Source organism: Rhizobium sp. LjRoot98, from assembly GCF_964252935.1.
Taxonomy (GTDB): Bacteria; Pseudomonadota; Alphaproteobacteria; order Rhizobiales; family Rhizobiaceae; genus Pararhizobium.
In genome coordinates this window covers 278887-303381 of the sequence record NZ_CAXUPW020000003.1, presented here as the reverse complement: position 1 = coordinate 303381, position 24495 = coordinate 278887, and the positions used below count along the sequence as shown (strand labels likewise).

Here is a 24495-nt window from a genome sequence, read left to right as displayed (position 1 = left end):
CGTTGTGGAACCGGAATATCACTTGCCGCTGCGAATAAAACTGGAGGGGATTGCGCCATGAAACAGGAAAAGCTCGGCAAGGAAGCCGTTGCCGAAAACCTTTCGAAGATGGAGGGCTGGGTTCTTGCCGAAGACGGGCTCTCGATCTGGAAAGCCTTCCGCTTCAAGAGCTTCGTCGAAGCCTTCGGCTTCATGACCGAAAGCGCGATTTCGGCCGAGAAGCTCAACCACCACCCCGAATGGTTCAATGTCTACAACAAGGTGGACGTGACGCTGACCACCCATGATTCGCAAGGACTGACCGAGCTGGACTTCAAGCTTGCCGCCAGGATGGACCGCGCGGCGGCAGGCCGGATGCCTGACCACCTTAAATAGGGCATTTGAAAGAGCGCCATTTGAAATCTTCGCCCTGCTCACCATATGATTTTCCATGACGAATGGGACACACAGGATGGATGACATCAAGATCGGCGAGATTTTGCTGCCTGGCGAGGAAAGCGAACAGGAAGCAAAGGCCCGTAAGGTTGAGCGCCGGTTCTGGCCGACCCTGAAAAGGGCGATGCGGCAGATCCCGTTCAGCCGTGACGTCGTTGCCGCCTATTACTGTGCCATGGACCCGGCGACACCCCTGCGCACACGCGGCATCCTGCTCGGAGCGCTCGCCTATTTCGTCATGCCGTTGGATTTCATTCCCGACGTCTTGGCCATGGTCGGCTTTTCCGACGACATTGCCGTGCTGACCGCCGCCTTTGCCGCGATCAGCGGCCAGATCAAGGAGAAGCACTACATCAAGGCCGACGAGGCCCTGCAGGATAAACTGCCCGACTGATCCACGTCAGTAGGCGCTATCAACGCCGCCTTCTTCAAGCAGCGCCCGTAATTTGCCGAAGGCGAGGCGGATGCGTGATTTGACGGTTCCAAGCGGCAGGCCCGTGGCTTGGGAAATCTCCGAATGGGACTGGCCGAAGAAAAATGCCATCTGAATCAGCGCAACTTGCTCTACGGGCAGCTTCGCCAGCGCAATCCGGACGATCTGCTCGCGATCTTCGCTTTCAATCAGGTCATCCGGCGCGGGCGGCGCCGCAGGCAGGAGAAGCGGCTCATGCGCGTCAAGCGTCCCATTGCGCTGCCGTCGCGCCACATCGATGCGCCGGTTGCGGGCGATCCGGAAAAGCCACGTGGAAAGCGATGACTTCTCCGGATCGTAGAGGTGCGCCTTCTGCCAGAGAATAACCATCACCTCCTGCACGACCTCCTCCGCCTCCGCGACACCGGCATTCTGCCGCATCAGGAAGGATTTCAGTCGTGGAGCAAAAAAGTCGAAGAGTTCCGAAAAGGCGGTCTGATCACGATTGCGTGCGACGGCCACGGCAAGGGCGGTGAAATGCTGTCTGACTTCAACATTCATTCCGCTTTTGATGGCCTCCCGCCCTGATTTCCGCAGTATTTAACCAGAGGTACAGCGCTTTTGCCAAAGGTCAAACTCTTGCCTGATTCTTTGTGAAATAAAACCAGCGCCGGGCACGCGTCGGCTGATCGGGCAATTGCCCGGCAAGCGAAACGTGCATGGCAGACGGAATTCGGCATTTTCCCGCCGCGGCCGCTCTCTGGGTTTTCGCACACAATGGATCGAGGCAAGCTTGGATCGTTCGGGCGCTTCAACGTTAGCCTGAAACTCGAGCCGGGTTTGCGGCGTACTCTGTTCCGTATTAAAGCGGAAAGGCAGCGAATTCGGGGAATGTTGACGGTTTGGTAACCTGAATTAAGTCAAAATCAATTAAATCATGACCATGCGTGGCCCGGCTGATGCTGATCGGGCTTTGGCAGCAAGAAACCGGCAGGACAAGATGTTTGTAAGAAAGCTTAACCTCGCAATCGCACTCGTGCTGGCAACTGCCGGCGTTGCTTCGGCTCAGTCGCCGACCCGCATTCAGCAGTTCAATGCCTGGGGCGCCTATTCCTATCAGGCCGGCGCTGGCAAGGTCTGCTATGTGCTTTCGGTCCCGAAGGAAAAGAGCCCGGCCAATGTCGATCACGGCGATGTCTTTTTCCTCGTGTCCCAGCGCCCCGGCCAGAACATCTCCTACGAACCGCAGGCGATGATGGGTTACCCGCTCCAGGACAGCTCCAAGGTCACCGTCACCATCGACAACAAGAATTTCACGATGTTCACCAAGGGGAACTCCGCTTGGGTGGAAAATGCCGCTGAAGAGCCGGCGCTCGTGGCTGCGATGAAGACCGGCAAGGCGATGTCCGTTGCCGCCAAGTCGCGCAAGGGTACGCCGACGGCCTATTCCTATTCGCTCTCGGGCATTTCGGCTGCGCTGAAGCAGATCGAAAACTGCAAGTAATCAGGCAACGTCGCCTCCGATCGTTTGAAAGGCCGGTTCATCCGGCCTTTTGGCGTTAAAGCCTTTTTGCAGATCTGCCCTGAAGCGCCGGAGGGTGACGCGGGGCGAAAACCGTGCTAAAGGCCCGGTCAACGATAGCTGCGTGGATCGTTGACGTTCCCGATGCGCGGCAAACGAACTCTGATCTCAGCATTGACGCAACCGGTTGCAGGCAAAAGCGCTTGAACGGGCCTTGCGTATCGCAAACATGGGAAATGGCGAGAATGGCCGCGACTGAAGCACTCGATCTGGACCGCCCCGTCAAGGCACCGGTCCGTCCGGCCATGGCCGCCGAAAAGCCGACGCTGATCGGCCTTTCGCGCGAAGACATGGGCAAGGCGCTGGCCGAAATCGGCGTCCCGGCAAAACAGGTGAAGATGCGGTCGAGCCAGCTCTGGAATTGGCTCTACGTGCGCGGCGTTTCCGATTTCGACCACATGACCAATGTGTCGAAGGACATGCGTGAGCTGCTGAAGAAGCATTTCACCATCGCCCGCCCGGAAATCGTCGAAGAACAGATCTCCACCGATGGTACCCGCAAATGGCTGCTGCGCTTCCCGCCGCGGGGTGCTGGTCGTCCCGTCGAAATCGAGACAGTCTATATTCCCGAAGAAGGCCGCGGCACGCTCTGCGTTTCCAGCCAGGTCGGCTGCACGCTCACCTGTTCGTTCTGTCATACCGGCACCCAGAAGCTGGTGCGCAACCTGACGGCCGAAGAAATTCTCTCGCAGCTGCTGCTTGCCCGCGACCGCCTGGGCGACTTCCCGGACCGGGACACGCCTGTGGGCACCGTCATGCCGAGCGAAGGCCGGAAGGTCTCGAACATGGTAATGATGGGCATGGGCGAGCCACTCTATAATTTCGAGAACGTCAAGACAGCGCTCTTGATCGCCACCGACGGCGACGGGCTATCGCTGTCGAAGCGCCGCGTCACGCTGTCGACTTCCGGCATCGTTCCGGAAATCTTCCGCACCGGCGAGGAAATCGGCGTCATGCTGGCGATCTCGCTGCATGCGGTGAAGGACGACTTGCGCGACATGCTGGTGCCGATCAACAAGAAGTATCCGCTGAAGGAACTGCTCGACGCCTGCCGGAAATATCCCGGCCTGTCGAATGCCCGCCGCATCACCTTCGAATATGTCATGCTCGAAGGCGTCAACGACACGCTGGAAGACGCCAAGGAACTGGTGCGCCTCCTGAAAGGCATTCCGGCCAAGATCAACCTCATCCCGTTCAACCCATGGCCGGGCACGAACTACCAGTGTTCGAAATGGGAGCAGATCGAGAAGTTTGCCGACTTCATCAATGCGGCCGGCTATGCCTCGCCGATCCGCACGCCGCGTGGCCGCGACATTCTCGCCGCTTGCGGCCAGCTGAAATCGGACTCCGAGCGTATGCGCAAGGTCGATCGCATGGCATTTGAGGCAATGATGATTGCCAACCATGGCGAGGATTGATCAGCAAATTTGATGGATGCTGGTCCGCATTTGGATTGATTTAAGTGTCCAGCCTTCCTAAGACTGCCTGAAAATCAGTCTTGGAGGACACCTATGCGCTCACTTCTCATTGCCTTGGCGGCAACTGTCGCCCTCACCCTGCCCGCCCGGGCGGAAGATGTCACGGTTGCGGTTACCGCCATCGTCGAACATCCGGCACTCGATGCCGTGCGTGATGGCGTCAAGGAAACCCTGGCTGCCGCCGGCTACAAGGAAGGCGAGAACCTCAAGTTCATTTACGAATCCGCACAGGGCAACCCGGCAACGGCAGCGCAGATCGCTCGCCAGTTCGCCGGCGAAGCGCCAAACGTCATCGTGCCGATCTCGACACCGTCGGCCCAGGCCGTCGTGTCCTCGACCCGCGACATCCCGGTTGTCTTCACCGCCGTTTCCGATCCGCTCGGCGCGCAGCTGATCAAGGACATGGACAAGCCGGGCGGCAACGTCACCGGTCTTTCCGATCTGTCGCCGGTTGCCGAACATGTGGCACTGATCAAGGAAATCCTGCCGAACGTGAAGTCCATCGGCTATCTCTACAATTCGGGTGAGGCAAACTCCGTATCGCTGCTCGCCGTCCTGAAGACGGAAGCTGAAAAGGCTGGCCTGACAGTAGTTGAATCCGCCGCCACCAAGTCCGCCGAAGTCCAGGGTGCAGCCCGCGCATTGGTCGGCCGCGCCGACGTCATCTACGTACCCACGGACAACACGATCATTTCGGCGCTCGAAGGCGCTGTTGCCGTCGCCGTCGAAGCCAAGCTGCCGCTGTTCACCGCCGATACGGATTCCGTCTCGCGTGGCGCCGTTGCCGCTCTCGGCTTCAACTACAAGGATGTCGGCAAGCAGACCGGCGACATCGTCGTTCGCATCCTGAAGGGTGAAAATCCGGGCAATATCGCCGTCAAGGTTGCTGCGGGTACCGATCTGGTCATCAACAAGGGTTCTGCCGCCAAGATGGGCGTCACCTTCCCGGAAAGCGTTCTCGCCCGCGCCACCCGCGTCATCGAATAAGGCCATACCGCCTTATATTTGCACAATCTGATTGATTTTGAGCCGCCCTCCTTCCATACGGGGGCGGTTCATTTGTAAAACAGGCTTGGTTTCGGCGGCGTTACTTTCAAAGTGCTATAGCGTCCGGACGAGTTTGAAGACGAAAAGAGAAGAGGACCGACCGCGGTGAGTCAAATTGCCTTCTGGGGAGCAGTCGAGCTTGGGCTCGTCTATGCCTTCGTCGCCATCGGCGTGTTCCTCGCCTTCCGCGTGCTCGATTTTCCGGATTTGACCGTTGACGGTTCGTTTCCGCTTGGCGCTGCCGTGACCGCCGTGCTGATCATCGCCGGGGTCAATCCATGGCTCGCCTCTGGCGTTGCCATGGTCGCAGGCGCTGCCGCGGGCATCGTCACCGCCATCCTCAACGTCCGCTTCCGTATCCTCAATCTTCTGGCCTCGATCCTGACGATGATTGCGCTGTTCTCGGTCAATCTGCGCGTCATGGGCAAGCCGAACGTCGCGCTGATCAACGCCGACACGATGCTGTCGCCCTTCTTCGGCCTTGGGCTGCGGGACTTTTACGTTCGTCCGCTGTTCATCGGGCTCCTCGTTGTCGTCGCTGTCATCGCCGTCTGGCGCTTCCTGGAAAGCGATGCTGGCCTCGCGATGCGGGCAACCGGCGCCAATGCGCGCATGGCCCGTGCACAAGGCGTCGATACCAGCCGCCAGATCTATCTCGGCATGGCGCTCTCCAATGCGCTGGTGGCGCTTGGCGGCGCGCTGTTTGCCCAGACCAACGGCTTTGCCGACGTGACCTCGGGTGTCGGCACCATCGTCGTCGGTCTCGCCGCCGTCATCATCGGTGAAACCCTGCTCGGCGCACGTGGCATCCTGATTGCGCTGATCGGCTGCGTGCTCGGCTCGATCCTCTACCGCATTGCCATTCAGCTGGCGCTCTCGACCGATATGCTCGGCCTGCAGGCCTCCGACCTCAATCTGGTCACGGCGGCCCTCGTCACCTTCGCCCTCGTTCTTCCCCGCCTGCGCCGCGGAGGTGCCGCATGATCAAGCTAAACGATATCCAGGTCATCTTCGGCAAGGGAACGCCGCTGCAGAAGCAGGCGCTGAACGGCGTCAGCCTGACGGTCGAGGAAGGCACCTTCGTCACCGTCATCGGCTCCAATGGCGCCGGTAAATCCACCGTGCTTGGCGTGCTTGCCGGCGACGTCATCCCGACCTCGGGCCAAGTCACCATCGGCAATCAGGACGTCACCCGCAAGGGCACGGCCGCCCGCGCCGGGCTTGTCGCTCGCGTCTTCCAGGATCCGTTGGCAGGCAGCTGCGGCGCCCTGTCGATCGAGGAAAACCTGGCGCTGGCCGCACGGCGCGGCGAAAGCCGCGGTCTCGCACCCGCCCTCGGACCCAAGCGCCGCGAACATTTTCGCGAGCGGATCGCCGAGCTGAACCTCGGCCTCGAGAACCGCATGCGCGACCGCATGGACCTGCTGTCGGGCGGCCAGCGCCAGGCGGTCTCGCTGGTCATGGCGACGCTCGCGGGCTCCGAAGTGCTGTTGCTCGACGAGCATACGGCTGCGCTCGATCCCGGCATGGCCGAGTTCATCATGAACCTTACTCAGAAAATCGTCTCCGAGCGCAAGCTGACAGCGTTGATGGTGACCCACTCGATGCGCCAGGCGCTTGATTTCGGTCACCGTACCATCATGCTGCATGCGGGCGAAGTGGTGCTCGACGTCTCCGGCGACAGCCGCAAAACGCTGCAGGTCGAAGACCTCATCGCCATGTTCCGCAAGATTCGCGGCCAGACGCTGGACGACGACGCGCTGCTGATCGGCTGATCAGCGCGTCTGCGTGAACAGGATCTTCACCGCAAAGATCGAGAACACGCCGGCAAAGGTGTAGTCGATGCCGCGCATGACGCCCTTGCGGCGCTGCAACCAGCTCGACAACCAGTCAGCCGTCAGAATGACCAGGACATTCACCGGCATCGCCGCAACGATGAAGAAGAAGCCGAGGAACAGGAGCTTCTGCGTCACCGCCGGGTCGTTGGCGGTGACGAACTGCGGCAGGAAGGTCATGAAGAAGATGATGACCTTCGGATTGAGCAAGTTGACCCACAGCCCCGTCGAAATATTGGCCAGAGCCGATGCACCGGTATCATCGACCTTCTTGACCGTCAGTGTCGATCCATACCGGATCGCCTGCACCGCCAGCCAGAACAGATAGGCGGCACCGCCGGTCTTCAGGATCATGAAGGCGGTCGGCGAGGCGGTGATCAGTGCCGAGATGCCGAAGGCGACCAAAAGCGTGTGCACGACACAGCCAAGGCTGGTTCCGACAACGATGAAGAAGGCCGCCGCCTTGCCTTGGCTCAGCGCCCGGCTGATCGAAAGCGTCATATCAGGACCCGGCGTCGCCGCCAGCAGCAGCGTTGCTGCGGTGAAAGCCAGAAGTGTCGGCAAGCTCGGCAGGAAATCCATGTTCAGGTCTTTCGCGGAATGGAATTGTTGTCTCGATATCACAGCCCATGTTAGATTGCAGCTACGTAATCGGCAGGAGTTTCCATGACAAAGAGCGCACAGATTGTTTTGGACGAGGAGCTCGGCGCTTTTGTCGACCGGCAGGTTCGTGAAGGAAACTATGCCTCCGCAAACGATGTCGTTAAAGCGGGCTTGCGCCTGCTGCGCGAAGACGATGCAAAGCTTGAGACACTCAAAGCCGCGTTGATCGAGGGCGAGGAATCAGGCGACCCCGTCGAGTTCGACTTTGAGGATTTCCTCAAACAGATGCATGCCAAATATGCCTCCAAGTAGAGGCTACAGACTTTTACCCGCCGCGCGACAGGACTTGGAAAATATTTGGCGCTACAGTTTTGAAACATGGTCCTTGAAGCAAGCAGACGATTATCAGCGTCAACTAGTCGATACTTTTTCTGCCCTGGCCACCGGTAGAAAAAGAGGCCGTGACTTGCGGGTAATCAGGCCCGGTTATTTCTCCGTTATCTGCAATTCTCACTGTATTTTCTATCGCCACGTCGAAACCGGCATCCTCGTAGTCCGCGTACTGCACCAGCGAATGGATCCGATGCGGCATCTCTGACGCCGCTTAACCAACATTTCCCGGCGTGACGAGGGTTGCGTGGCCCGGCAATCTCGCTAAAAGTGCCGCAGAATTTTTCTTGGGCGCGATCCCGCACTTTCCCGGACAAGCCCGCGTTTTCTCTGACAAGACGGACAGACAAACATGGCAAAGCAAGTGAAAAAGGTCGTACTCGCCTATTCCGGCGGTCTCGACACGTCGATCATCCTGAAATGGCTACAGACCGAACTCGGCGCTGAAGTCGTCACCTTCACCGCCGATCTCGGCCAGGGCGAAGAGCTCGAGCCGGCCCGCAAGAAGGCTGAGATGATGGGCATCAAGGATATCTACATCCGCGATGTGCGCGAAGAATTCGTCAAGGATTTCGTCTTCCCGATGTTCCGCGCCAATGCCGTCTATGAAGGCGTCTACCTGCTCGGCACTTCGATCGCCCGCCCGCTGATCTCCAAGCACCTGATCGAAATCGCCCGCGAAACCGGCGCGGACGCGATTGCCCATGGCGCCACCGGCAAGGGCAACGACCAGGTCCGTTTCGAGCTTTCGGCCTATGCGCTGAACCCCGACATCAAGATCATCGCGCCCTGGCGCGACTGGTCGTTCAAGAGCCGCACCGACCTGCTCGCGTTTGCCGAAGCCCACCAGATCCCGGTTGCCAAGGACAAGAAGGGCGAAGCGCCGTTCTCCGTCGACGCCAACCTGTTGCACTCCTCGTCCGAGGGCAAGGTTTTGGAAGATCCGGCTGTCGAAGCCCCGAACTACGTTTACATGCGCACCATCTCGCCGGAAGAGGCTCCGGATGTCGCAACCACCGTCAAGATCGGCTTCCGCAAGGGTGACGCCGTTTCGATCGACGGCAAGGAAATGAGCCCGGCCTCGATCCTGACCGCACTCAACGCACTCGGCCGCGACAACGGCATCGGCCGCCTCGACTTGGTCGAAAACCGCTTCGTCGGCATGAAGTCGCGTGGCGTCTATGAGACCCCCGGCGGCACAATCCTGCTTGCGGCGCACCGCGCCATTGAATCGATCACGCTCGACCGGGGTGCAGCCCACCTCAAGGACGACATCATGCCGCGCTACGCCGAGCTGATCTATTACGGCTTCTGGTTCTCGCCGGAACGCGAGATGCTGCAGGCGCTGATCGACAAGAGCCAGGAGCATGTCGAAGGCGAAGTGACGCTGAAGCTCTACAAGGGCAATGTCATGGTCACCGGCCGCGAGAGCAACAAGTCGCTCTACTCCGACAAGCTGGTCACCTTCGAGGACGATCAGGGCGCCTACGACCAGAAGGACGCCGCCGGCTTCATCAAGCTGAATGCGCTGCGCCTGCGCACGCTGGCTGCCCGCAACCGCGACAAGTAAGCATTTAAGGTTTTCGCTCAGGAGCCCGCTTCCGCAAGGAGGCGGGCTTTTTCGTTTATTCGCCCGACGTCCTGGCGCTATCCAGCACCAGACGCCGCGTCGAATATTGAAACCAGACATAGCTGACAACCGAGGTCAACAGCATCACCGGGATGATCACGCCGAAGGCGATGAACGGCGTGCCGAGAAGGGCCGCTGCAAGTCCGCCAAGAAAGCCGCCGGCCATCTGGATGAAGCCCATCATCGCCGATGCCGAACCGGCAATGTGCGGGAAGGAATGCAGGGCGGCCGTGGTCATGTGCGGGGTCAGGAAAGCGGTGCCGAAGGCGGAAAAGGCGATCGGCAGCATCACCGAAAGATAGCTCGGCGCGATGAAATGGACGGATAGCGCAATCATCAGCGCGCCGATCCCACACAGGGCAAGCCCGACACGAACCGATCCTTCTCCGCCCAGTTTTGCCGCTGTCAGCTTCAGGCAGACCGAGCCTGAAAAATAGCAACCGCTCTGCATCAGCATGCCGATTCCGAAAGCCGTCGGCGTCATGCCGACCCTGTCGATCAGAATGAAGGATAGCATGGTCGATTGCGCATAGAGAGCACCCACCGAACCGCCGAGCACGATGGCAGCGGCAACGAAACGGGGATCACGGATAAGCTCGCCATAGGCCGACACAAGCGGACCCGGCCGGGCGCGGCGGCGATCCGGCACCGTGGTTTCGCGCATGAAGACGATGACAGCGACAATGGCGATCAGCCCGAACCCGATCAACAGGAAGAAAATCGCCTGCCAGCCAAATGCAGCCAACGCCAAGCCGCCGAGGGTCGGCGCCATGGCCGGGCCGATGGCCAGCATGATGCCGATCAGGTTCATGATCCGCGATGCCTCGGCACCGGTAAACTGATCGCGGACGATGGCGCGGGCAACAGTGATGCCGACGGAAGCGCCGATACCCTGAATGAGCCGCCCGGCCAGCAGCCAATCGACCGTCGGCGCAAAGGCGCAAACGAGGCTGCCAAGCAGATTGATACCGACGAAAGCCAGCGTCGCCTTTTTGCGGCCGAACGCATCCGACATCGGACCGGCGATCAGCTGGGCCACCGAGAAGCCACCGAAATAGACCGACAGCGTCAGCTTGATCATCGATTCCGTCGTGGCGAAGGCCTGCACCAGCTCCGGCATGGCCGGGGTGTAGATCGACATGGAGATCGGCCCAAGCGTCGCCAGCAAGGCGCCGAGCATGCTGGTCCGGCGTTCGCTCATCCGCAAGTTCATTCGGAAACACTTTTCTTGTCGGAGGAAACGGAGCGGTCCAGCTGGTGCAGGTTTTCGCGCAGACCCTTCAGGCTTGCACGAAGGGCCTCTCGGCCATCCGCATCAAGCCCTGAGGTTACCTGATCCATCAGGTCGCGGACTTCCCTGCGAATATTAAGAAGCAACGGATCGGCCTTATCCGTGACAACGACATTCTTTGCCCGGCGATCGCACGGATCAGGAACCCGCTCGACAAGGTCCAGACCTTCCAAACGGTCAAGATAGGTGGAGAGCGTCATTGGCTCGATACCCATCCTGATGGCGATATCGGCCTGCTTGATCCCCTCGGTCGCCGCCACCTGGATCAGCGCCCGGGCCTCGCCCGGCGTCACGCCCAGAGCCGACGCCGTGATGCGGCGGTCGAATGCCCCGCGCAGCAGCCGCGACACGTCGGTGAGCAACATGCCGATCGTATCGGTTTCCAGTCTGACCGGCATGGGAACTCGCTTTGGGATAATCGTAAGCTTTACTTATCAAGAGCCGGACGCACCGGCAAGTTTCGCATGAAGCTGAATTCAAATATTCAAAATTGATAATAAATCGATCACGAAATCATCAATCAAAAGCACGGGTTATGACAACAGCGTGCATCGCGCATGCGTGAATTGAACGTGTCCAGCACCCGGATGCAGAGTTCGCAGTGGGGGCAATCACGCTCCCGGCCTATTGGGAGAGATGATATGTTCAAGACAATTTTCGCCACCACAATTCTCGCTGCCAGCCTTTCGGCTCCGGCCTTTGCCGCCGGCATGATGGCCTGCGATGACGCATCGATCATGAAAACGGAAGAAATGGCCAAGGGCATGACCGATCCGATGAAGAAGGATCAGATGATGATGGCCATGAAGGAAGTCGACAGCGCCAAGATGGCGATGAAGGACGGCAAGACCACAGAATGCGCTACGCATCTCGACAATGCCATGAAGGCAACAGAGACCAAATAAGCGTCACCGATTTTCGCGCGGCAGGGCCTGACTTGGCTCTGCCCGCATCTTGACGGAATCATCCGCGCAAGGTCGAATGGGCTTCACGCGCGAGGAGATTCCATGACGCAGACCCTGCTTTTCGGCGCCTTTCTGGCAGCCCTTCTTTATGTGCTCATTCCCGGCCCCGCTTTTCTTGCCCTTCTTGGTATTGGCGCAGGCCAAGGCCGCAAGGCGGGGGCGATGTTCATGGGTGGGCATCTGGCAGGCGATCTGCTCTGGTCTACGCTGGCTTTGGTCGCGATTGTCGGCGCCAAGACGATCGGCAGCACGGTCTTCGATGTTCTTGGCCTGCTCTGCGGCTTCTATCTTGCCTGGATCGGCTGGAACGCGCTGAGGGCCAAGCCCCGCGGCGAAAACCGGCCCTTGATGACCGTCGAGCGGCCGTACCGGCGTGGCCTGATCTTCGGCCTGACCAATCCGAAAGGCTATCCGGTGGCGCTGGCGACGTTTACCGCGCTGCTCGCCGGATCTTCCAACGCGCTTGATTTTCACGCGCTACCCGCGCTGCTGGCCGTTTCCTTCCTCGGCTTTCTTGTTGCCGATGTCATTCTGATCGGCATCATCGGTGCCTCCGTGGTCCGGCGCTTCTACCGCCGCCACGAACTGGCGATCGTGCGCCTCTCCGGCGTTCTGTTCATGGGCTTTGCCGTGCAGGCCGTGTGGCATGCGGCGCCCGGCCTTTTGGGATTGCGCAAGCCTTGACCGGCGATCCCAGAGCGCCCACCTGACATCTTGATATCTCCACAATCGCTGCCGACAACGGGACGCAGCACCCGCTATCGGCGGGACAGACCGGAATGCGAAAGGACTGCCCATGACATCGAGCCCCGCGCTGAACGCTGCCATCACCGACTGGAACGGCCCGAACGGGTTGCCGCGCTTCGAGGCGGTCAGCGACAGCGATTTTGCGGCATCCTTCGAGGCCGCCCTTGCCGGACACGAGGCCGAAATCAGCGAAATTGCCGGCAATCCGGCCGCGCCAACATTTGAAAACACCATTGTCGCGCTCGAGACCGCCGGCGATGCGCTGTCGCGGGTCTCGTCGCTGTTCTGGAACCGTGCCGGCGCCCACACGAATGATACCATCCAGGCGCTGGAGCGGGATATCTCGCCAAAGATGTCGCGGCATTATTCGAAAATCGGCATGAACGCCGCGCTGTTCCAGCGCATCGACCAGCTCTGGGAGAAGCGTGAAAGCCTCGGCCTCACACTGGAGCAAATCCGGGTATTGGAGCGCCACTGGAAGGGGTTCGTCAAATCCGGCGCGAAGCTGCCGAAGCCGGAGCAAGAAACCCTTGCCGGGATCAACGAAAAGCTCGCCGGTCTTAGCACCCGGTTCGGCCAGAACGTGCTGGCCGACGAAAAGGGTTGGTCGCTCATTCTGTCGGATGGGCCGGAACTCGACGGCCTTCCGGATTTTCTGAAGGACGCCATGGCATCGGCAGCGCGCGAACGCGGCGAAGACGGCAAATACGCCGTGACACTATCGCGCTCGATCATCGAGCCTTTCCTGACATTTTCGGAACGCCGGGACATGCGTGAGCAATCCTTCAAGGCATGGGTCGCCCGCGGCGAAAATCCGGGCGAGACAGACAATCGCGGCGTCATCCGCGAAACGCTGGCACTGCGCAGCGAAGTCGCCAGCTTGCTCGGCTACGGTAACTTCGCCGAAATGAAGCTCGACAACACAATGGCAAAGACGCCTGCTGCCGTAAACGAACTCCTGCGCGCCGTCTGGGCAAAGGCCGTCAAGCGCGCTCGCGAGGAAGAAGCCGACATCGCAAACATGATTGCCGAAGACGGCAAGAACCACGATGTCATGCCCTGGGACTGGCGCTTCTATTCCGAACGCATCCGTGCGCAAAAATTCAATTTTTCCGAAGCGGAACTGAAGCCTTATTTGCAGCTCGAAAAGATCATCGACGCCTGCTTCGATGTTGCTAACCGGCTGTTCGGCATTCGGGCGATCGAGAAGAAAGGCATCACCGCCTACCATCCGGATGTGCGCGTCTTCGAAATCCGCGATGCCGGTAACACGCTCATCGCACTCTTCCTCGGCGACTATTTTGCCCGCAGCTCGAAGCGGTCCGGCGCCTGGATGAGCGCGTTCCAGTCGCAGCACAAGCTGCCGCTGAAGAACGGCAAAACAGGTGAAATCCCGATCATCTACAATGTCTGCAATTTTGCAAAACCGGCGGAAGGCAAACCGGCGCTGCTGTCGCTCGATGATGCCCGCACGCTGTTCCACGAATTCGGCCACGCTCTGCACGGCATGCTGTCGGATGTGACCTATCCGTCGGTATCAGGCACATCCGTATCGCGCGACTTCGTCGAACTGCCCTCGCAGCTCTACGAACATTGGCTGACGGTGCCTGCGATCCTCAAGCAATATGCCGTGCATTTCGAAACTGGCGAGACGATGCCGCAGGCGCTGCTCGACAAGGTTCTGGCGGCGCGCACCTTCAACGCCGGGTTCAACACGGTGGAATTCACCTCGTCGGCGATCGTCGACATGGAATTCCACACACGCGGCCCGATTGATGACCCGATGGCGGTTCAGGCAGAAATCCTGGCTGAGCTTGGCATTCCAAAGTCGCTGGTCATGCGCCATGCCTCCCCGCATTTCCAGCACATCTTCGCCGGCGGCTATTCGGCCGGCTACTATTCCTACATGTGGTCGGAAGTGCTCGACGCCGACGCCTTCGCCGCCTTTGAGGAAACCGGCGATGCGTTCAATGCGGCGATGGCAGGCAAGTTGAAGGACCACATCTATTCCGTTGGCGGCTCGATCGACCCGGAAGACGCCTACAAGGCCTTCCGTGGCAAGCTGCCAAGCCCGGATGCGATGCTGGCCAAGAAGGGCTTGGCGATCACGGAAGAGCTTTCAGGTTCCGACGCCTGAGGGGCCGCAGTCACGGAACTGTCGCCAAACCGTTGGAATAGATTCATCCAACTGTAAACGAACTGACATCGCTTTCGCCAAAGGTCCGGCTCGGGTTTCAGATGATTCCCGAGACGGTACCGGAGGCCGATTTGGTCGATATTCAGGATACGCTGACCCGCCGCTCCTTCCTGCTCTCGGCAGGCGCTGCCGGGTTTGCCGCCACGTCGGTTCTTGCCACACCATTCTATTCCCGAAGCTCCGGGAGACCGTTCTTCACCCATGGCGTGCAGTCCGGCGATGTCGATACCAAATCCGGCATGATCTGGACGCGGGCGGACCGGCCGTCGCGCATCGCCGTCGAATACTCGACCACCGAAAGCTTTTCCGCATCCATCCGATTGCCGTCGATTGATGCGCTGCCCGGCAGCGATTTTGCGGTCAAATGTGCGCTCGACAACTTGCTGCCTGATCAGGACATCTTCTATCGTTTCACCGCAACCGATCTCTATGACAGCAACAGCGTGTCCGAGCCCGTCACCGGCCGGTTTCGGACCGCCCCGCTGCGCCGCCGTTCGGTGCGCTTCGTCTGGTCGGGCGACACGGCTGGTCAGGGCTGGGGCATTGATGACACCGGCATGAAGACCTACTCGACCATGCAATTGCACGAGCCGGATTTCTTCATTCATTCCGGTGACACGATCTATGCCGACAACCCGATCCCCGACGAGATAGCCTTGAGAGACGGCACGATCTGGAAAAACCGGATCGTGACGCCGGAGAAACGCGAGGTCGCCCGCACACTCGATGAATATCGCGGCCAATGGAAATACAATCTGCTCGACGAGCACGTCCGCGCCCTCAATGCTGCCTGCCCGACTTTCTATCAGTGGGACGATCATGAGGTTTTGAACAACTGGTCGCCCTCGACCGATCTGCGCGACGATAACCGCTACCCGGACAAGGACGTGTCCGTCTATGCGGCGCGTGCCATGCAGGCTTTCCAGGAAATGACGCCGATCCGCGCCATCCCCGCCCAGCCCGGCCGCATCTTCCGCAAGATCCCGTATGGCCGTCTGCTCGACGTATTCTTCGTTGATCTGCGCTCCTATCGCGAAGCCAACCAGGGTGGTGGCAACGAATTGTTCGGCTGGCGGCAGGCGGATTGGCTGAAGCGGGAACTGGCCGCCTCGAAAGCCACCTGGAAGGTGATTGCCTGCGACATGCCGATCGGTCTCGTCGTCTGGGACGACTTTGCCAACCGGCGCGGCTCCGATGCGATTGCCAATGGCGATAACGGCCAACCAGCGGGCCGCGAGAAGGAATTCGCCGATATCCTCACGTTCATCCGTGATAATGCCATCCAGAACACCATCTGGCTGACGGCCGACGTGCACTATACCGCCGCCCACCACTACGACCCTTCACGCGCCGCCTTCAAGGACTTCCTGCCGTTCTGGGAATTCGTCTCCGGTCCGCTGCATTCAGGCACCTATGGCCCGAAAGAACTGGACATGACGTTCGGTCCTGACGTGCGCTTCATCAAGGCTGCGGGTACCGGCATCGACCAGAACCTGCCGCCATCCGCCGGCCTGCAGTTCTTCGGCCTTATCGATATCAACGGCCAGACCGAGCAGATGACCGTTCGGCTGATGGACCGGGACGATCACGAGTTGTGGCAAATTACGCTCGATCCCATTGGAAATTCCGTATGAAACGGCCACCGGATTCACCACGGCGCAAGACTTTGCGCCCCGCCCCCCCTTTCGCAAATGCAAAAAAACCTGTATGAGCCGCGCAATTGAAGATGCGGCGTCCCTCACATACGCCCCGAAACCTCCGAGATTCACACATGAAAATGCGCAACATCGCGATCATCGCACACGTTGACCATGGGAAAACCACTCTAGTCGACGAACTTCTGAAGCAGTCGGGTTCTTTCCGCGACAACCAGCGCACGACCGAGCGCATGATGGATTCGAACGACCTCGAAAGAGAGCGCGGCATTACCATTCTCGCCAAGGCCACCTCGATCGAGTGGAAGGGCGTCCGTATCAACATCGTCGACACCCCCGGCCACGCCGACTTCGGCGGCGAAGTCGAGCGTATCCTGTCGATGGTGGATGGCGCGATCGTTCTGGTCGACTCGTCGGAAGGCCCGATGCCGCAGACCAAGTTCGTCGTCTCCAAGGCACTGAAGGTCGGCCTTCGCCCGATCGTCGCGATCAATAAGATCGACCGTCCGGACGGCCGCCACGAAGAAGTCATCAACGAAGTCTTCGACCTCTTCGCCAATCTCGACGCAACCGACGAGCAGCTCGACTTCCCGATCCTCTACGGTTCGGGCCGTAACGGCTGGATGAACGTCAACCCGGAAGGTCCGAAGGAAGAAGGCCTCGCGCCGCTTCTCGACCTCGTTCTCAAGCACGTTCCTGAGCCGAGCGTTGGCGACGAAGACGGCGCATTCCGCATGATCGGCACGATCCTGGAAGCCAACCCCTTCCTCGGCCGCATCATCACCGGCCGCATCCATTCCGGCTCGATCAAGCCGAACCAGGCCGTCAAGGTTCTGGGCCAGGACGGCAAGCTGATCGAACAGGGTCGTATCTCCAAGATCCTCGCCTTCCGCGGCATCGAGCGCACGCCGATCGACGAAGCACATGCGGGCGACATCGTCGCCATCGCCGGCCTGTCCAAGGGCACGGTTGCCGACACGTTCTGCGACCCGTCGGTTACCGAGGCACTGCATGCCCAGCCGATCGACCCGCCGACCGTCACCATGTCCTTCATCGTCAACGACAGCCCGCTGGCCGGCACCGAAGGCGACAAGGTTACATCGCGCGTCATTCGTGACCGCCTGTTCAAGGAAGCCGAAGGCAACGTCGCGCTGAAGATCGAAGAAGCCGAAGGCAAGGATTCGTTCTACGTTTCCGGCCGTGGCGAATTGCAGCTGGCCGTTCTCATCGAAACCATGCGCCGCGAAGGTTTTGAGCTTGCCGTATCGCGTCCGCGTGTCGTCATGCACAAGGACGAAGCCACCGGCCAGATGCTGGAGCCCGTCGAAGAAGTCGTCATCGACGTCGATGAAGAGCATTCCGGCATCGTCGTCCAGAAGATGTCCGAGCGTAAGGCTGAAATGGCCGAGCTTCGCCCGTCCGGCGGCAACCGCGTTCGCCTGAAGTTCTTCGCACCGACCCGCGGCCTGATCGGCTACCAGTCGGAACTTCTGACCGATACGCGCGGCACGGCAATCATGAACCGTCTGTTCCACGAATATCAGCCATACAAGGGCGATATCGGCGGCCGTGTTCAGGGCGTTCTGCTCTCCAACGATGCCGGCGAATCCGTCGCCTACGCCATGTTCAACCTGGAAGACCGCGGCCCGATGATCATCGACGCCGGCGAAAAGGTCTATGCCGGCATGATCATCGGCATCCACACACGTGACAACGATCTGGAAGTCAACGTGTTGAAGGGCAAGAAGCTCACCAACATGCGCGCCTCGGGCAAGGACGAAGCCGTCAAGCTGACCCCGCCGATCCGCATGACGCTCGACCGCGCGCTGTCCTGGATCCAGGACGACGAACTGGTCGAAGTGACACCGAAGAACATCCGCCTGCGCAAGATGTACCTCGACTCGAACGACCGCAAGCGGTTTGAAAAGTCGCGCGGCGCTGCATAAGCAGACAGCACCGGACAATAGAAATGGGCGCAGTGATTTCGATCGCTGCGCCCTTTTTCATTTTGGCATGACGATACGACGACCTGCCGGTCAGGACTTCAGAACGCCACTCTTCTTCGCCGTCCAGGTGGCGATGTAGTCCATCAGGGCATTGTTCAGGCAATCGGATGGCGTCAGGCCGAGTTCCGTCAGGCGGGCACGAATAGCGGGCATATCATCCGGCTTGGTGCCGGATTCGATGATCGAGGAAACAAACGCGGCAAAGCCCGGCGGCGACCAGCCATCCTTGTCGAAGCGTTCCGGGTGAATGAAATCCAGCCCCTGGAAGGGATGCTCCCGCTCGACAGGCCCGTACATGTGCACGCCGCAGCCCTTGCAGGCATGCCGCTGGATCAGCGCAGTCTTATCGACGACTTCGAGCTTGTCGCCGTTTTCAAGCACAGTGATCTTGTCGTGCGGAACCACCGCGACCACCGAAAAGGCCGCTCCGGCCGGTTTCCAGCATTTGGTGCAACCGCAGGCATGGTTATGAGCGACGTCGCCTTCGATTTTGACCCTCACGGGCCGGTCAGCACACGCGCAGACCAGGACACCGCCGGTAAAGCCGGACGCGCCCCTGGGTACGCCCTTGTCGAGCAATGGATGTAGAGAAACGGTAGCAGGCATTTTCTCCTCCGGTGCCGGTTCCCTATAGTTCCGCCTCCCGTGCCGGCAGATCGCGGCGAGGCGTCCGCAAGGAGCATACCACGCTGGCGCAAAGAGTCTCCCGGCAAGCGTCCGCTACGTAGCAATGCGTCCTGATCCTATCTCCGCCCACCGGATACAAAAAAGCCCCGTCATCGCTGACAGGGCTTTTGAGATGGAGGCATTGCTCGAAGGATGCTTACGCAGCTTCTTCCTGCGCTTCGTCTTCTTCGATGGCCTTGCCGCGCTTCGGACCCTTGTTGAGGTTCGTTTCAACAAGACGGACAGCTTCCGTTTCCGACATCTTGTTCACGGCTGCGATTTCGCGCGCCATGCGGTCAAGTGCTGCTTCGTAAAGCTGACGTTCGGAATAGGACTGCTCCGGCTGGTTTTCAGCACGATAGAGGTCACGCACAACTTCGGCGATCGAGATCAGGTCACCGGAATTGATCTTTGCATCATATTCCTGCGCACGGCGGGACCACATGGTCCGCTTGACGCGCGCCCTGCCCTGGACGACCTTCAATGCACGTTCAACGAAATCGGTCTCAGAGAGCTTGCGCATGCCAATGGAGACGGCCTTTGCTACCGGCACCTTGAGACGCATCTTGTCCTTTTCGAAGTCGATGACAAACAGTTCGAGCGTCATGCCCGCAACCACCTGGTCTTCAATTGCTACAATTTGTCCAACGCCGTGGGCTGGGTAAACGATCGATTCACCGGTCTTGAATCCATGGCGTGTCGAAGATTTTTTCTGCTGGGTCGTCATTCGTTTCAAAAACTCCCTGTTACGCTCCCGGCAACGCGCCGGGGCCGGGTCAGTCAGGCCCGGGATGGACGGGGGCACCGTCGGGTGACTCCATACTGATCCGTTCCAACGGTCATCAAATCGATCTTCTGCGAAGCGATCACACACAAGCAACTGCCGTTGCGTATTTGGGGTCAGCCGCGCAGTGGGATTCTTTTGCTTTCGTGATGGTTTTTCGGGCACACGCAAGTGCCACGATGTGGATCAGTTTTTAGACCCTATCATAAAAAACTGCGGAAATCAATAATTTGCTTTACAACGGCCATCAAGGCCAACCAGCCCGTCACGGACATGGTTAAGCCATGATTCCCCAAATTTCGCCATCTTTTGCAGCCCGGAAATCGACCGGCTGCAAAAGGTTGCCTGCGTCAGTCGCCCTGGCCAGGCTTCGGCGAAAAGTACTTTTCGTACTTGCCTTCTACGCCGTCCATTTCCTTGGCTTCCGGCATCTCATCACGCTTGACGGTGAGATTGGGCCATTGTGTGGCGAAGTCTGCATTAACCTTCAGCCACATATCGAGGCCCGGTTCGGTATCCGGCTTGATGGCTCCGGCCGGACATTCCGGCTCGCAGACGCCGCAATCGATGCACTCGTCGGGATGAATGACCAGAAAATTCTCACCTTCGTAGAAGCAGTCCACCGGGCACACTTCAACGCAATCGGTATATTTGCAGCGTATGCAATTGTCGGTCACGACATACGTCATGAGGTACTCCAGCGATTTCTCACGTTTGACGGCAGACAGGAACCAGAAGAGAGGTTTGCTTGTCCGCATCCGTTCGGGGATACCAGCCCGCCAACGCCTCTCGTGACGCAACCCGGCTGCTCATTTACCCCGTGAGGTAAAGGCTTTGCGGGGGCTTTGCAAGAATAATCCATGCGCCAAATAGCCACCTGGCGGGACAGTTTTCTAATCCTGTTTTCTATTCCTGATGCCAGCCCTGCTTGAGCCTGTCGACGTCGCGGCGTTCCTTCTTCGTCGGCCGGCCGCTGCCACGCTCGCGCGTCGCCTGCTCAAAGGCATTCGGCTTTTCGCCGGGAACAACAGCAGGAGTCAGATCTTCATAGAGCAGACGGGCTTCCTCGTAAGGTCCACGCCGGGCGCCGGCAAGCAGAACACGCACGGTGATGTCGCGCCGGTCGAGCGAGACAACAACCACATCGCCGGCTTTCAAAGCATGGGAGGGCTGGGTGATACGGGCCTCATTGACCCGGACACCGCCGGACTCGATCGCCTTCTGAGCGATCGAGCGGGACTTTTGCAGGCGCGTGAAGAACAGCCATTTGTCGAGACGCTGGCGGACAACCGGCGGGGACGGAGGCTGCTTTTCACCCATACTGTTCTCTTTGGCCTTATTTCTTCATCTGCTCCTTCAAGGCAGCGAGCTTGGCGAAAGGCGAATCCGGATCCATCGGCTTTTCCTTGCGCGGCGGTCGCGCCTCGAACTTGGCGGCCTGCGGCTTTCCGCCGCGGTCGTTGCGATCCGGACGATCCTGGCGTTCGCCCTTCTCATGCCGCTGGCCGCCCTGGGGCTTGCCACCGTCACGGCCACGATTGCGGTCCGGTCTTCCGCCGCCACCGCTCTTGCGGTTATCGTCGGAACGGCCGTCACGGCGACCTTCACCATCACGGCGCGGCTCACCGCCGTCGCGGCGGGCTTCGCCCTGTGCAGCGCGGTTGTTGCCGCCACGGCGGTCACCCTGCGGGCGTCCACCCGAACGCTGGTTGTCGTTGCGGCTGCCCGGGCGCCACAGAAGAACCGGCTTGGCTTCGACAGGCTCGGCCAGTTCGCCGACCTGCTCGGCGATAACCGGCTGCTCAGCGCCGCCTGCAACCGCAGCTGCAGCCTCGGCCGGAACAGTCTCCGTGGCCGTTTCAGCCGCAGGTTCGGAAGCCTGAGCCTCTTCGCCGGAGGCGTCCGCGTCATCGTGATCGGCAGTTTCGGCTGGCGCGTCAGAAACGACAGCATCGGTTACCGGTGCCGCAGATCCGGACTGTGCGGCGAGGAACGCAGCCGCGTCCTCGACCTTGACGGCATCGGCACGGTAGCCGAGGCCCTTGAGGATCTCTTCCATATCGTCCGGGGTTGCCCCCAGAATGGAAAGCATAGCGGTCGTCGCGGTGAAGCGGCGGCCATCATAGGCACCATCCGGACGCGCCGCCGTACCCGGCTTCCACTGAAGCAGTGGACGGATCAGATCCGCCAGACGCTCGAGGATATCGATGCGGACGGCACGCTTTCCAAGGAAACGGAAACCGGCCAGCTTGTAGAACGTACGCTCGAAGGCCGGATCGGTGACCACCGAGGTGCGGCCGGCGGCCAGAACGGGGATCAGATCGCCATAACCCGGCTTGTCGAGACCGTCGTTCTTCAAAGCCCAGAGCAGCGTGATGAGTTCAGCCGGTGCAGGCTTCAACAAAGCCGGCATGAAAATGTGATAGGCGCCGAAGCGGATGCCGTGGCGGCGGATGGAGGCGCGCGCCTCCTGATCCAGCGACTTGACGTCATCGGCGACATCGCGACGGAACATCACGCCGAGATTTTCAACCAGCTGGAAAGCCAGACCCTTGGCGAGACCTTCAAGGTCTTCGGCGCGCGAGAGATCGTCGAGCGGCTTCAGCACGGTCGAGATGTGATGATTGACGAAGCGCTCGATGCGGGCAAGCACATGCTCGCGGGCATTACCCTGCAATTGCTCATCGGCGAGCAGGAGCACGCGCGGGCGCATCACATGGTCGCTGGCCGTCAGCCGCGCCACGGGATCGCCGAGCCAACGCACGAGACCATCCGACGACAGAGCCAGATCGGCATTGCCGGCCGCATGCAACCGTGCTGCCCGTGCCTCGAACTCGAGAGCGAGCGCCTTTTGCGCAGCCGCTTGCGCTGCGCGCGCATCGAGACCATCGGTCACTGTCGCCAGCGTGAAACGGAACCCGGCCAATTGTCCCACATGATGACCTTCAACGAAGACATCGCCATTTACACTGATTTCAGCTTCCAACATCGCATTCTCTCTCAGGCGCTTCATGAGCACAGATGTCCTGCGATCAACAAAGCGTTTCGTCAACCTTTCATGTAACGCGTCAGACAATCGATCTTCGATTTCCCGCGTCTTTTCTTGCCAGTGTGTCGGATCGGCAAGCCATCCCGGACGGTTGGACACATAGGTCCATGTCCTGATTTGTGCAATTCTCGCGGACAATGTGTCGATTTCACCATCCGTATGGTCCGCGCGGCGGACCTGTTCGGCCATGAAATCTTCATTCACTGTGCCACGCCGGACGAGATCGGCATAGATCGTCGAAATCAGATCGGCATGCTGCGCCGGCGTTATACGCCGGTAGTCGGGAAGCGCACAGGCCTCCCAGAGTTTTTCTACACGCTCCGGTGTCGTTGCAACACTGGTAACCTCCGGATAGCGCGAAAGATAGTCCAAAGCCTGCTGATCGACCGCCGGCAGGGCCCGTGTGAGCCCGTGGACGGCGGGTGCGGCGTCCAAACTCTTCTTCAGCGCCTGAATGGACGCATAGTTGAGCGACTTCGAGCGCCACTGCAGCACGCGGACCGGATCGAACTGATGCGATTCGATCCGGTGCACCAGTTCATTGTCGAACGGCTCGACCCGCGAGGTGACGCCGAAAGTACCATCGCGCAGGTGACGGCCGGCACGGCCGGCGATCTGCGCCAGTTCGCCCGGGTTCAGATTGCGGAACTGGTAACCGTCATATTTGCGGTCCTGCGCGAACGCGACATGATCGACGTCGAGGTTAAGCCCCATGCCGATCGCGTCGGTCGCGACCAGATACTCGACGTCACCGGCCTGATAGAGCGCCACCTGCGCATTGCGGGTGCGCGGCGACAGGGCGCCAAGCACAACGGCGGCGCCGCCCCGCTGACGGCGGATCAGCTCGGCAATGGCATAGACTTCCTCGGCCGAGAACGCCACGATGGCGGTGCGTTGCGGCAGGCGGGTAATCTTCTTGGAGCCGGCATAGAGAAGCTGCGACAGACGCGGGCGCTCGACAACGGTAATGCCGGGGAGCAGATGCTCAAGGATCGGCCGCATGGTGGAGGCGCCAAGCAGCAGCGTCTCGACACGGCCGCGCAAATGCATCAGCCGGTCGGTGAAGATATGGCCGCGCTCAAGATCGCCAGCCAGTTGCACTTCATCGATTGCGACGAAGGCCGCCTTCGTCTCGCGTGGCATGGCCTCGACGGTGCAGACCGAGAAGCGCGCCATATGCGGGGTGATCTTCTCCTCACCGGTAATCAGCGCGACATTGTGGGCGCCGACCTTTTCGACGACGCGCGTATAGACCTCGCGCGCCAAAAGGCGCAGCGGCAGGCCGATGACGCCGCTTTCGTGCGCAACCATGCGCTCGATCGCGTAATGCGTCTTGCCGGTATTGGTGGGGCCGAGCACCGCGATCACGCCGCGGCCGCTCAAGATCATCGGTTGGTCAGGCACTTTATCGATCCTGCGCACTTTCAATCTGCGAAGGCCATTCACAGCGTTTCAAAGCCGTTTCAACCGGCGCAGAACACATGCCCACGCGAAAGCACAAACGCAAGGGGCGAGCGGTCATGAAACGTGCAAATGGGGCATTTGGCCTATATTTCCACCCTCATTCTCCGGATTCTGGAACAGTGGCGGAACGAATCAGCGACGAAACGCAGACTCGCCGGGATTCAGGGTTTGTTCACCGCTACATGTTGCATTCATGAGCCGGATTCACACCAGATGCTGAATCACGATTTTCGGAGCCGTTTTTCTTCAAAAATGAACT

Annotated in this window: 24 protein-coding genes; 15 read left to right on the top strand and 9 right to left on the bottom strand. The window is 59.9% G+C overall.

The window, feature by feature from the left end:
* Positions 1 to 57 precede the first annotated feature (57 nt).
* The gene (locus ACSQ3J_RS13305) at positions 58 to 375 is read left to right on the top strand and encodes a 4a-hydroxytetrahydrobiopterin dehydratase (RefSeq protein ID WP_060502668.1); all 318 of its coding nucleotides are present in this window, start codon (positions 58 to 60) and stop codon (positions 373 to 375) included.
* A 76-nt stretch (positions 376 to 451) separates the two neighbouring features.
* Positions 452 to 829, top strand: coding sequence for a YkvA family protein (locus ACSQ3J_RS13300; RefSeq protein ID WP_060502667.1), 378 nt, complete (start codon positions 452 to 454; stop codon positions 827 to 829).
* 6 nt (positions 830 to 835) lie between these two features.
* On the opposite strand, the gene ACSQ3J_RS13295 is transcribed toward ACSQ3J_RS13300, so the two are convergent.
* The gene (locus tag ACSQ3J_RS13295; RefSeq protein ID WP_060502666.1) at positions 836 to 1408 is read right to left on the bottom strand and encodes a sigma-70 family RNA polymerase sigma factor; all 573 of its coding nucleotides are present in this window, start codon (positions 1406 to 1408) and stop codon (positions 836 to 838) included.
* A 439-nt stretch (positions 1409 to 1847) separates the two neighbouring features.
* Between ACSQ3J_RS13295 and ACSQ3J_RS13290 the strand changes: the two genes are divergently transcribed.
* The 5 genes from ACSQ3J_RS13290 to ACSQ3J_RS13270 all read left to right on the top strand — a co-directional run bounded on the left by ACSQ3J_RS13290 (position 1848) and on the right by ACSQ3J_RS13270 (position 6729).
* Positions 1848 to 2351, top strand: a complete 504-nt coding sequence (locus tag ACSQ3J_RS13290; protein WP_060502856.1) for an invasion associated locus B family protein — start codon at positions 1848 to 1850, stop codon at positions 2349 to 2351.
* A gap of 263 nt (positions 2352 to 2614) precedes the next feature.
* The gene (rlmN, locus tag ACSQ3J_RS13285; RefSeq protein WP_060502665.1) at positions 2615 to 3847 is read left to right on the top strand and encodes a 23S rRNA (adenine(2503)-C(2))-methyltransferase RlmN; all 1233 of its coding nucleotides are present in this window, start codon (positions 2615 to 2617) and stop codon (positions 3845 to 3847) included.
* Positions 3848 to 3940: 93 nt separating this feature from the next.
* Entirely contained in the window at positions 3941 to 4894 is a 954-nt protein-coding gene (locus ACSQ3J_RS13280; RefSeq protein WP_060502664.1) for an ABC transporter substrate-binding protein, read from the top strand.
* 165 nt (positions 4895 to 5059) lie between these two features.
* Positions 5060 to 5938, top strand: a complete 879-nt coding sequence (locus ACSQ3J_RS13275) for an ABC transporter permease (protein WP_060502663.1) — start codon at positions 5060 to 5062, stop codon at positions 5936 to 5938.
* The gene (locus tag ACSQ3J_RS13270) at positions 5935 to 6729 is read left to right on the top strand and encodes an ABC transporter ATP-binding protein (RefSeq protein ID WP_060502662.1); all 795 of its coding nucleotides are present in this window, start codon (positions 5935 to 5937) and stop codon (positions 6727 to 6729) included. Before ACSQ3J_RS13275 ends, ACSQ3J_RS13270 begins: the two co-directional genes overlap by 4 nt.
* On the opposite strand, the gene ACSQ3J_RS13265 is transcribed toward ACSQ3J_RS13270, so the two are convergent.
* Positions 6730 to 7371, bottom strand: coding sequence for a LysE family translocator (locus ACSQ3J_RS13265; RefSeq protein WP_060502661.1), 642 nt, complete (start codon positions 7369 to 7371; stop codon positions 6730 to 6732).
* A gap of 84 nt (positions 7372 to 7455) precedes the next feature.
* Between ACSQ3J_RS13265 and ACSQ3J_RS13260 the strand changes: the two genes are divergently transcribed.
* The 3 genes from ACSQ3J_RS13260 (at position 7456) to ACSQ3J_RS13250 (ending at position 9352) form a co-directional block, all read left to right on the top strand.
* Positions 7456 to 7704: a type II toxin-antitoxin system ParD family antitoxin gene (locus ACSQ3J_RS13260; RefSeq protein WP_060502660.1), complete on the top strand. Its 249-nt coding sequence runs from the start codon at positions 7456 to 7458 to the stop codon at positions 7702 to 7704.
* A complete protein-coding gene (locus ACSQ3J_RS13255) occupies positions 7682 to 7990 on the top strand; it encodes a type II toxin-antitoxin system RelE/ParE family toxin (RefSeq protein ID WP_348270795.1) in 309 nt (102 codons plus the stop codon). Before ACSQ3J_RS13260 ends, ACSQ3J_RS13255 begins: the two co-directional genes overlap by 23 nt.
* Before the next feature lie 144 nt (positions 7991 to 8134).
* Entirely contained in the window at positions 8135 to 9352 is a 1218-nt protein-coding gene (locus ACSQ3J_RS13250) for an argininosuccinate synthase (protein WP_060502659.1), read from the top strand.
* Positions 9353 to 9407: 55 nt separating this feature from the next.
* On the opposite strand, the gene ACSQ3J_RS13245 is transcribed toward ACSQ3J_RS13250, so the two are convergent.
* Together ACSQ3J_RS13245 and ACSQ3J_RS13240 are read right to left on the bottom strand one after the other, a co-directional pair.
* Positions 9408 to 10613, bottom strand: a complete 1206-nt coding sequence (locus ACSQ3J_RS13245) for a multidrug effflux MFS transporter (RefSeq protein ID WP_060502855.1) — start codon at positions 10611 to 10613, stop codon at positions 9408 to 9410.
* Positions 10614 to 10621: 8 nt separating this feature from the next.
* Entirely contained in the window at positions 10622 to 11101 is a 480-nt protein-coding gene (locus tag ACSQ3J_RS13240; protein WP_060502658.1) for a MarR family winged helix-turn-helix transcriptional regulator, read from the bottom strand.
* Positions 11102 to 11344: 243 nt separating this feature from the next.
* On the opposite strand from ACSQ3J_RS13240, the gene ACSQ3J_RS13235 reads away from it, so the two are divergent.
* The 5 genes from ACSQ3J_RS13235 (at position 11345) to typA (ending at position 18213) form a co-directional block, all read left to right on the top strand.
* Positions 11345 to 11608 carry a hypothetical protein gene (locus ACSQ3J_RS13235; protein ID WP_060502657.1) on the top strand — a complete coding sequence of 88 codons (264 nt, stop codon included), beginning with the start codon at positions 11345 to 11347 and terminating at the stop codon, positions 11606 to 11608.
* A 102-nt stretch (positions 11609 to 11710) separates the two neighbouring features.
* Positions 11711 to 12352, top strand: a complete 642-nt coding sequence (locus ACSQ3J_RS13230) for a LysE family translocator (protein ID WP_060502656.1) — start codon at positions 11711 to 11713, stop codon at positions 12350 to 12352.
* Positions 12353 to 12464: 112 nt separating this feature from the next.
* Positions 12465 to 14552 (top strand): M3 family metallopeptidase, encoded by a 2088-nt coding sequence (locus ACSQ3J_RS13225; RefSeq protein WP_060502655.1) that lies wholly within the window; start codon positions 12465 to 12467, stop codon positions 14550 to 14552.
* Positions 14553 to 14653: 101 nt separating this feature from the next.
* Positions 14654 to 16246, top strand: a complete 1593-nt coding sequence (locus tag ACSQ3J_RS13220; RefSeq protein WP_060502654.1) for an alkaline phosphatase D family protein — start codon at positions 14654 to 14656, stop codon at positions 16244 to 16246.
* A 137-nt stretch (positions 16247 to 16383) separates the two neighbouring features.
* Positions 16384 to 18213: a translational GTPase TypA gene (gene typA, locus ACSQ3J_RS13215; RefSeq protein WP_060502653.1), complete on the top strand. Its 1830-nt coding sequence runs from the start codon at positions 16384 to 16386 to the stop codon at positions 18211 to 18213.
* A gap of 90 nt (positions 18214 to 18303) precedes the next feature.
* Here typA and gfa read toward each other — a convergent pair whose 3' ends face one another.
* The 5 genes from gfa to ACSQ3J_RS13190 form a co-directional block, all read right to left on the bottom strand.
* Positions 18304 to 18879, bottom strand: coding sequence for an S-(hydroxymethyl)glutathione synthase (gene gfa / locus ACSQ3J_RS13210; RefSeq protein ID WP_060502652.1), 576 nt, complete (start codon positions 18877 to 18879; stop codon positions 18304 to 18306).
* 217 nt (positions 18880 to 19096) lie between these two features.
* A complete protein-coding gene (locus tag ACSQ3J_RS13205) occupies positions 19097 to 19666 on the bottom strand; it encodes a CarD family transcriptional regulator (RefSeq protein ID WP_060502651.1) in 570 nt (189 codons plus the stop codon).
* 407 nt (positions 19667 to 20073) lie between these two features.
* Entirely contained in the window at positions 20074 to 20412 is a 339-nt protein-coding gene (gene fdxA / locus ACSQ3J_RS13200; protein ID WP_060502854.1) for a ferredoxin FdxA, read from the bottom strand.
* A gap of 217 nt (positions 20413 to 20629) precedes the next feature.
* Positions 20630 to 21043: an RNA-binding S4 domain-containing protein gene (locus tag ACSQ3J_RS13195; protein WP_436039293.1), complete on the bottom strand. Its 414-nt coding sequence runs from the start codon at positions 21041 to 21043 to the stop codon at positions 20630 to 20632.
* Positions 21044 to 21059: 16 nt separating this feature from the next.
* On the bottom strand, positions 21060 to 24161 hold the full coding sequence (locus ACSQ3J_RS13190) for a helicase-related protein (RefSeq protein ID WP_436039342.1): 3102 nt from the start codon (positions 24159 to 24161) through the stop codon (positions 21060 to 21062).
* Positions 24162 to 24495: the final 334 nt, after the last annotated feature.

Coding starts and splice junctions, on each gene's coding strand:
- typA (WP_060502653.1), top strand. CDS start 16,384: ATGAAAATGCGCAACATCGCGATCATCGCACACGTTGACCATGGGAAA.
- ACSQ3J_RS13250 (WP_060502659.1), top strand. CDS start 8,135: ATGGCAAAGCAAGTGAAAAAGGTCGTACTCGCCTATTCCGGCGGTCTC.
- ACSQ3J_RS13265 (WP_060502661.1), bottom strand. CDS start 7,371: ATGGATTTCCTGCCGAGCTTGCCGACACTTCTGGCTTTCACCGCAGCA.
- ACSQ3J_RS13280 (WP_060502664.1), top strand. CDS start 3,941: ATGCGCTCACTTCTCATTGCCTTGGCGGCAACTGTCGCCCTCACCCTG.
- rlmN (WP_060502665.1), top strand. CDS start 2,615: ATGGCCGCGACTGAAGCACTCGATCTGGACCGCCCCGTCAAGGCACCG.
- ACSQ3J_RS13225 (WP_060502655.1), top strand. CDS start 12,465: ATGACATCGAGCCCCGCGCTGAACGCTGCCATCACCGACTGGAACGGC.
- ACSQ3J_RS13190 (WP_436039342.1), bottom strand. CDS start 24,161: ATGATCTTGAGCGGCCGCGGCGTGATCGCGGTGCTCGGCCCCACCAAT.
- ACSQ3J_RS13195 (WP_436039293.1), bottom strand. CDS start 21,043: ATGGGTGAAAAGCAGCCTCCGTCCCCGCCGGTTGTCCGCCAGCGTCTC.
- ACSQ3J_RS13300 (WP_060502667.1), top strand. CDS start 452: ATGGATGACATCAAGATCGGCGAGATTTTGCTGCCTGGCGAGGAAAGC.
- ACSQ3J_RS13230 (WP_060502656.1), top strand. CDS start 11,711: ATGACGCAGACCCTGCTTTTCGGCGCCTTTCTGGCAGCCCTTCTTTAT.
- ACSQ3J_RS13245 (WP_060502855.1), bottom strand. CDS start 10,613: ATGAGCGAACGCCGGACCAGCATGCTCGGCGCCTTGCTGGCGACGCTT.
- fdxA (WP_060502854.1), bottom strand. CDS start 20,412: ATGACGTATGTCGTGACCGACAATTGCATACGCTGCAAATATACCGAT.
- ACSQ3J_RS13240 (WP_060502658.1), bottom strand. CDS start 11,101: ATGCCGGTCAGACTGGAAACCGATACGATCGGCATGTTGCTCACCGAC.
- ACSQ3J_RS13220 (WP_060502654.1), top strand. CDS start 14,654: ATGATTCCCGAGACGGTACCGGAGGCCGATTTGGTCGATATTCAGGAT.
- gfa (WP_060502652.1), bottom strand. CDS start 18,879: ATGCCTGCTACCGTTTCTCTACATCCATTGCTCGACAAGGGCGTACCC.
- ACSQ3J_RS13305 (WP_060502668.1), top strand. CDS start 58: ATGAAACAGGAAAAGCTCGGCAAGGAAGCCGTTGCCGAAAACCTTTCG.
- ACSQ3J_RS13290 (WP_060502856.1), top strand. CDS start 1,848: ATGTTTGTAAGAAAGCTTAACCTCGCAATCGCACTCGTGCTGGCAACT.
- ACSQ3J_RS13260 (WP_060502660.1), top strand. CDS start 7,456: ATGACAAAGAGCGCACAGATTGTTTTGGACGAGGAGCTCGGCGCTTTT.
- ACSQ3J_RS13205 (WP_060502651.1), bottom strand. CDS start 19,666: ATGACGACCCAGCAGAAAAAATCTTCGACACGCCATGGATTCAAGACC.
- ACSQ3J_RS13235 (WP_060502657.1), top strand. CDS start 11,345: ATGTTCAAGACAATTTTCGCCACCACAATTCTCGCTGCCAGCCTTTCG.
- ACSQ3J_RS13295 (WP_060502666.1), bottom strand. CDS start 1,408: ATGAATGTTGAAGTCAGACAGCATTTCACCGCCCTTGCCGTGGCCGTC.
- ACSQ3J_RS13255 (WP_348270795.1), top strand. CDS start 7,682: ATGCCAAATATGCCTCCAAGTAGAGGCTACAGACTTTTACCCGCCGCG.
- ACSQ3J_RS13270 (WP_060502662.1), top strand. CDS start 5,935: ATGATCAAGCTAAACGATATCCAGGTCATCTTCGGCAAGGGAACGCCG.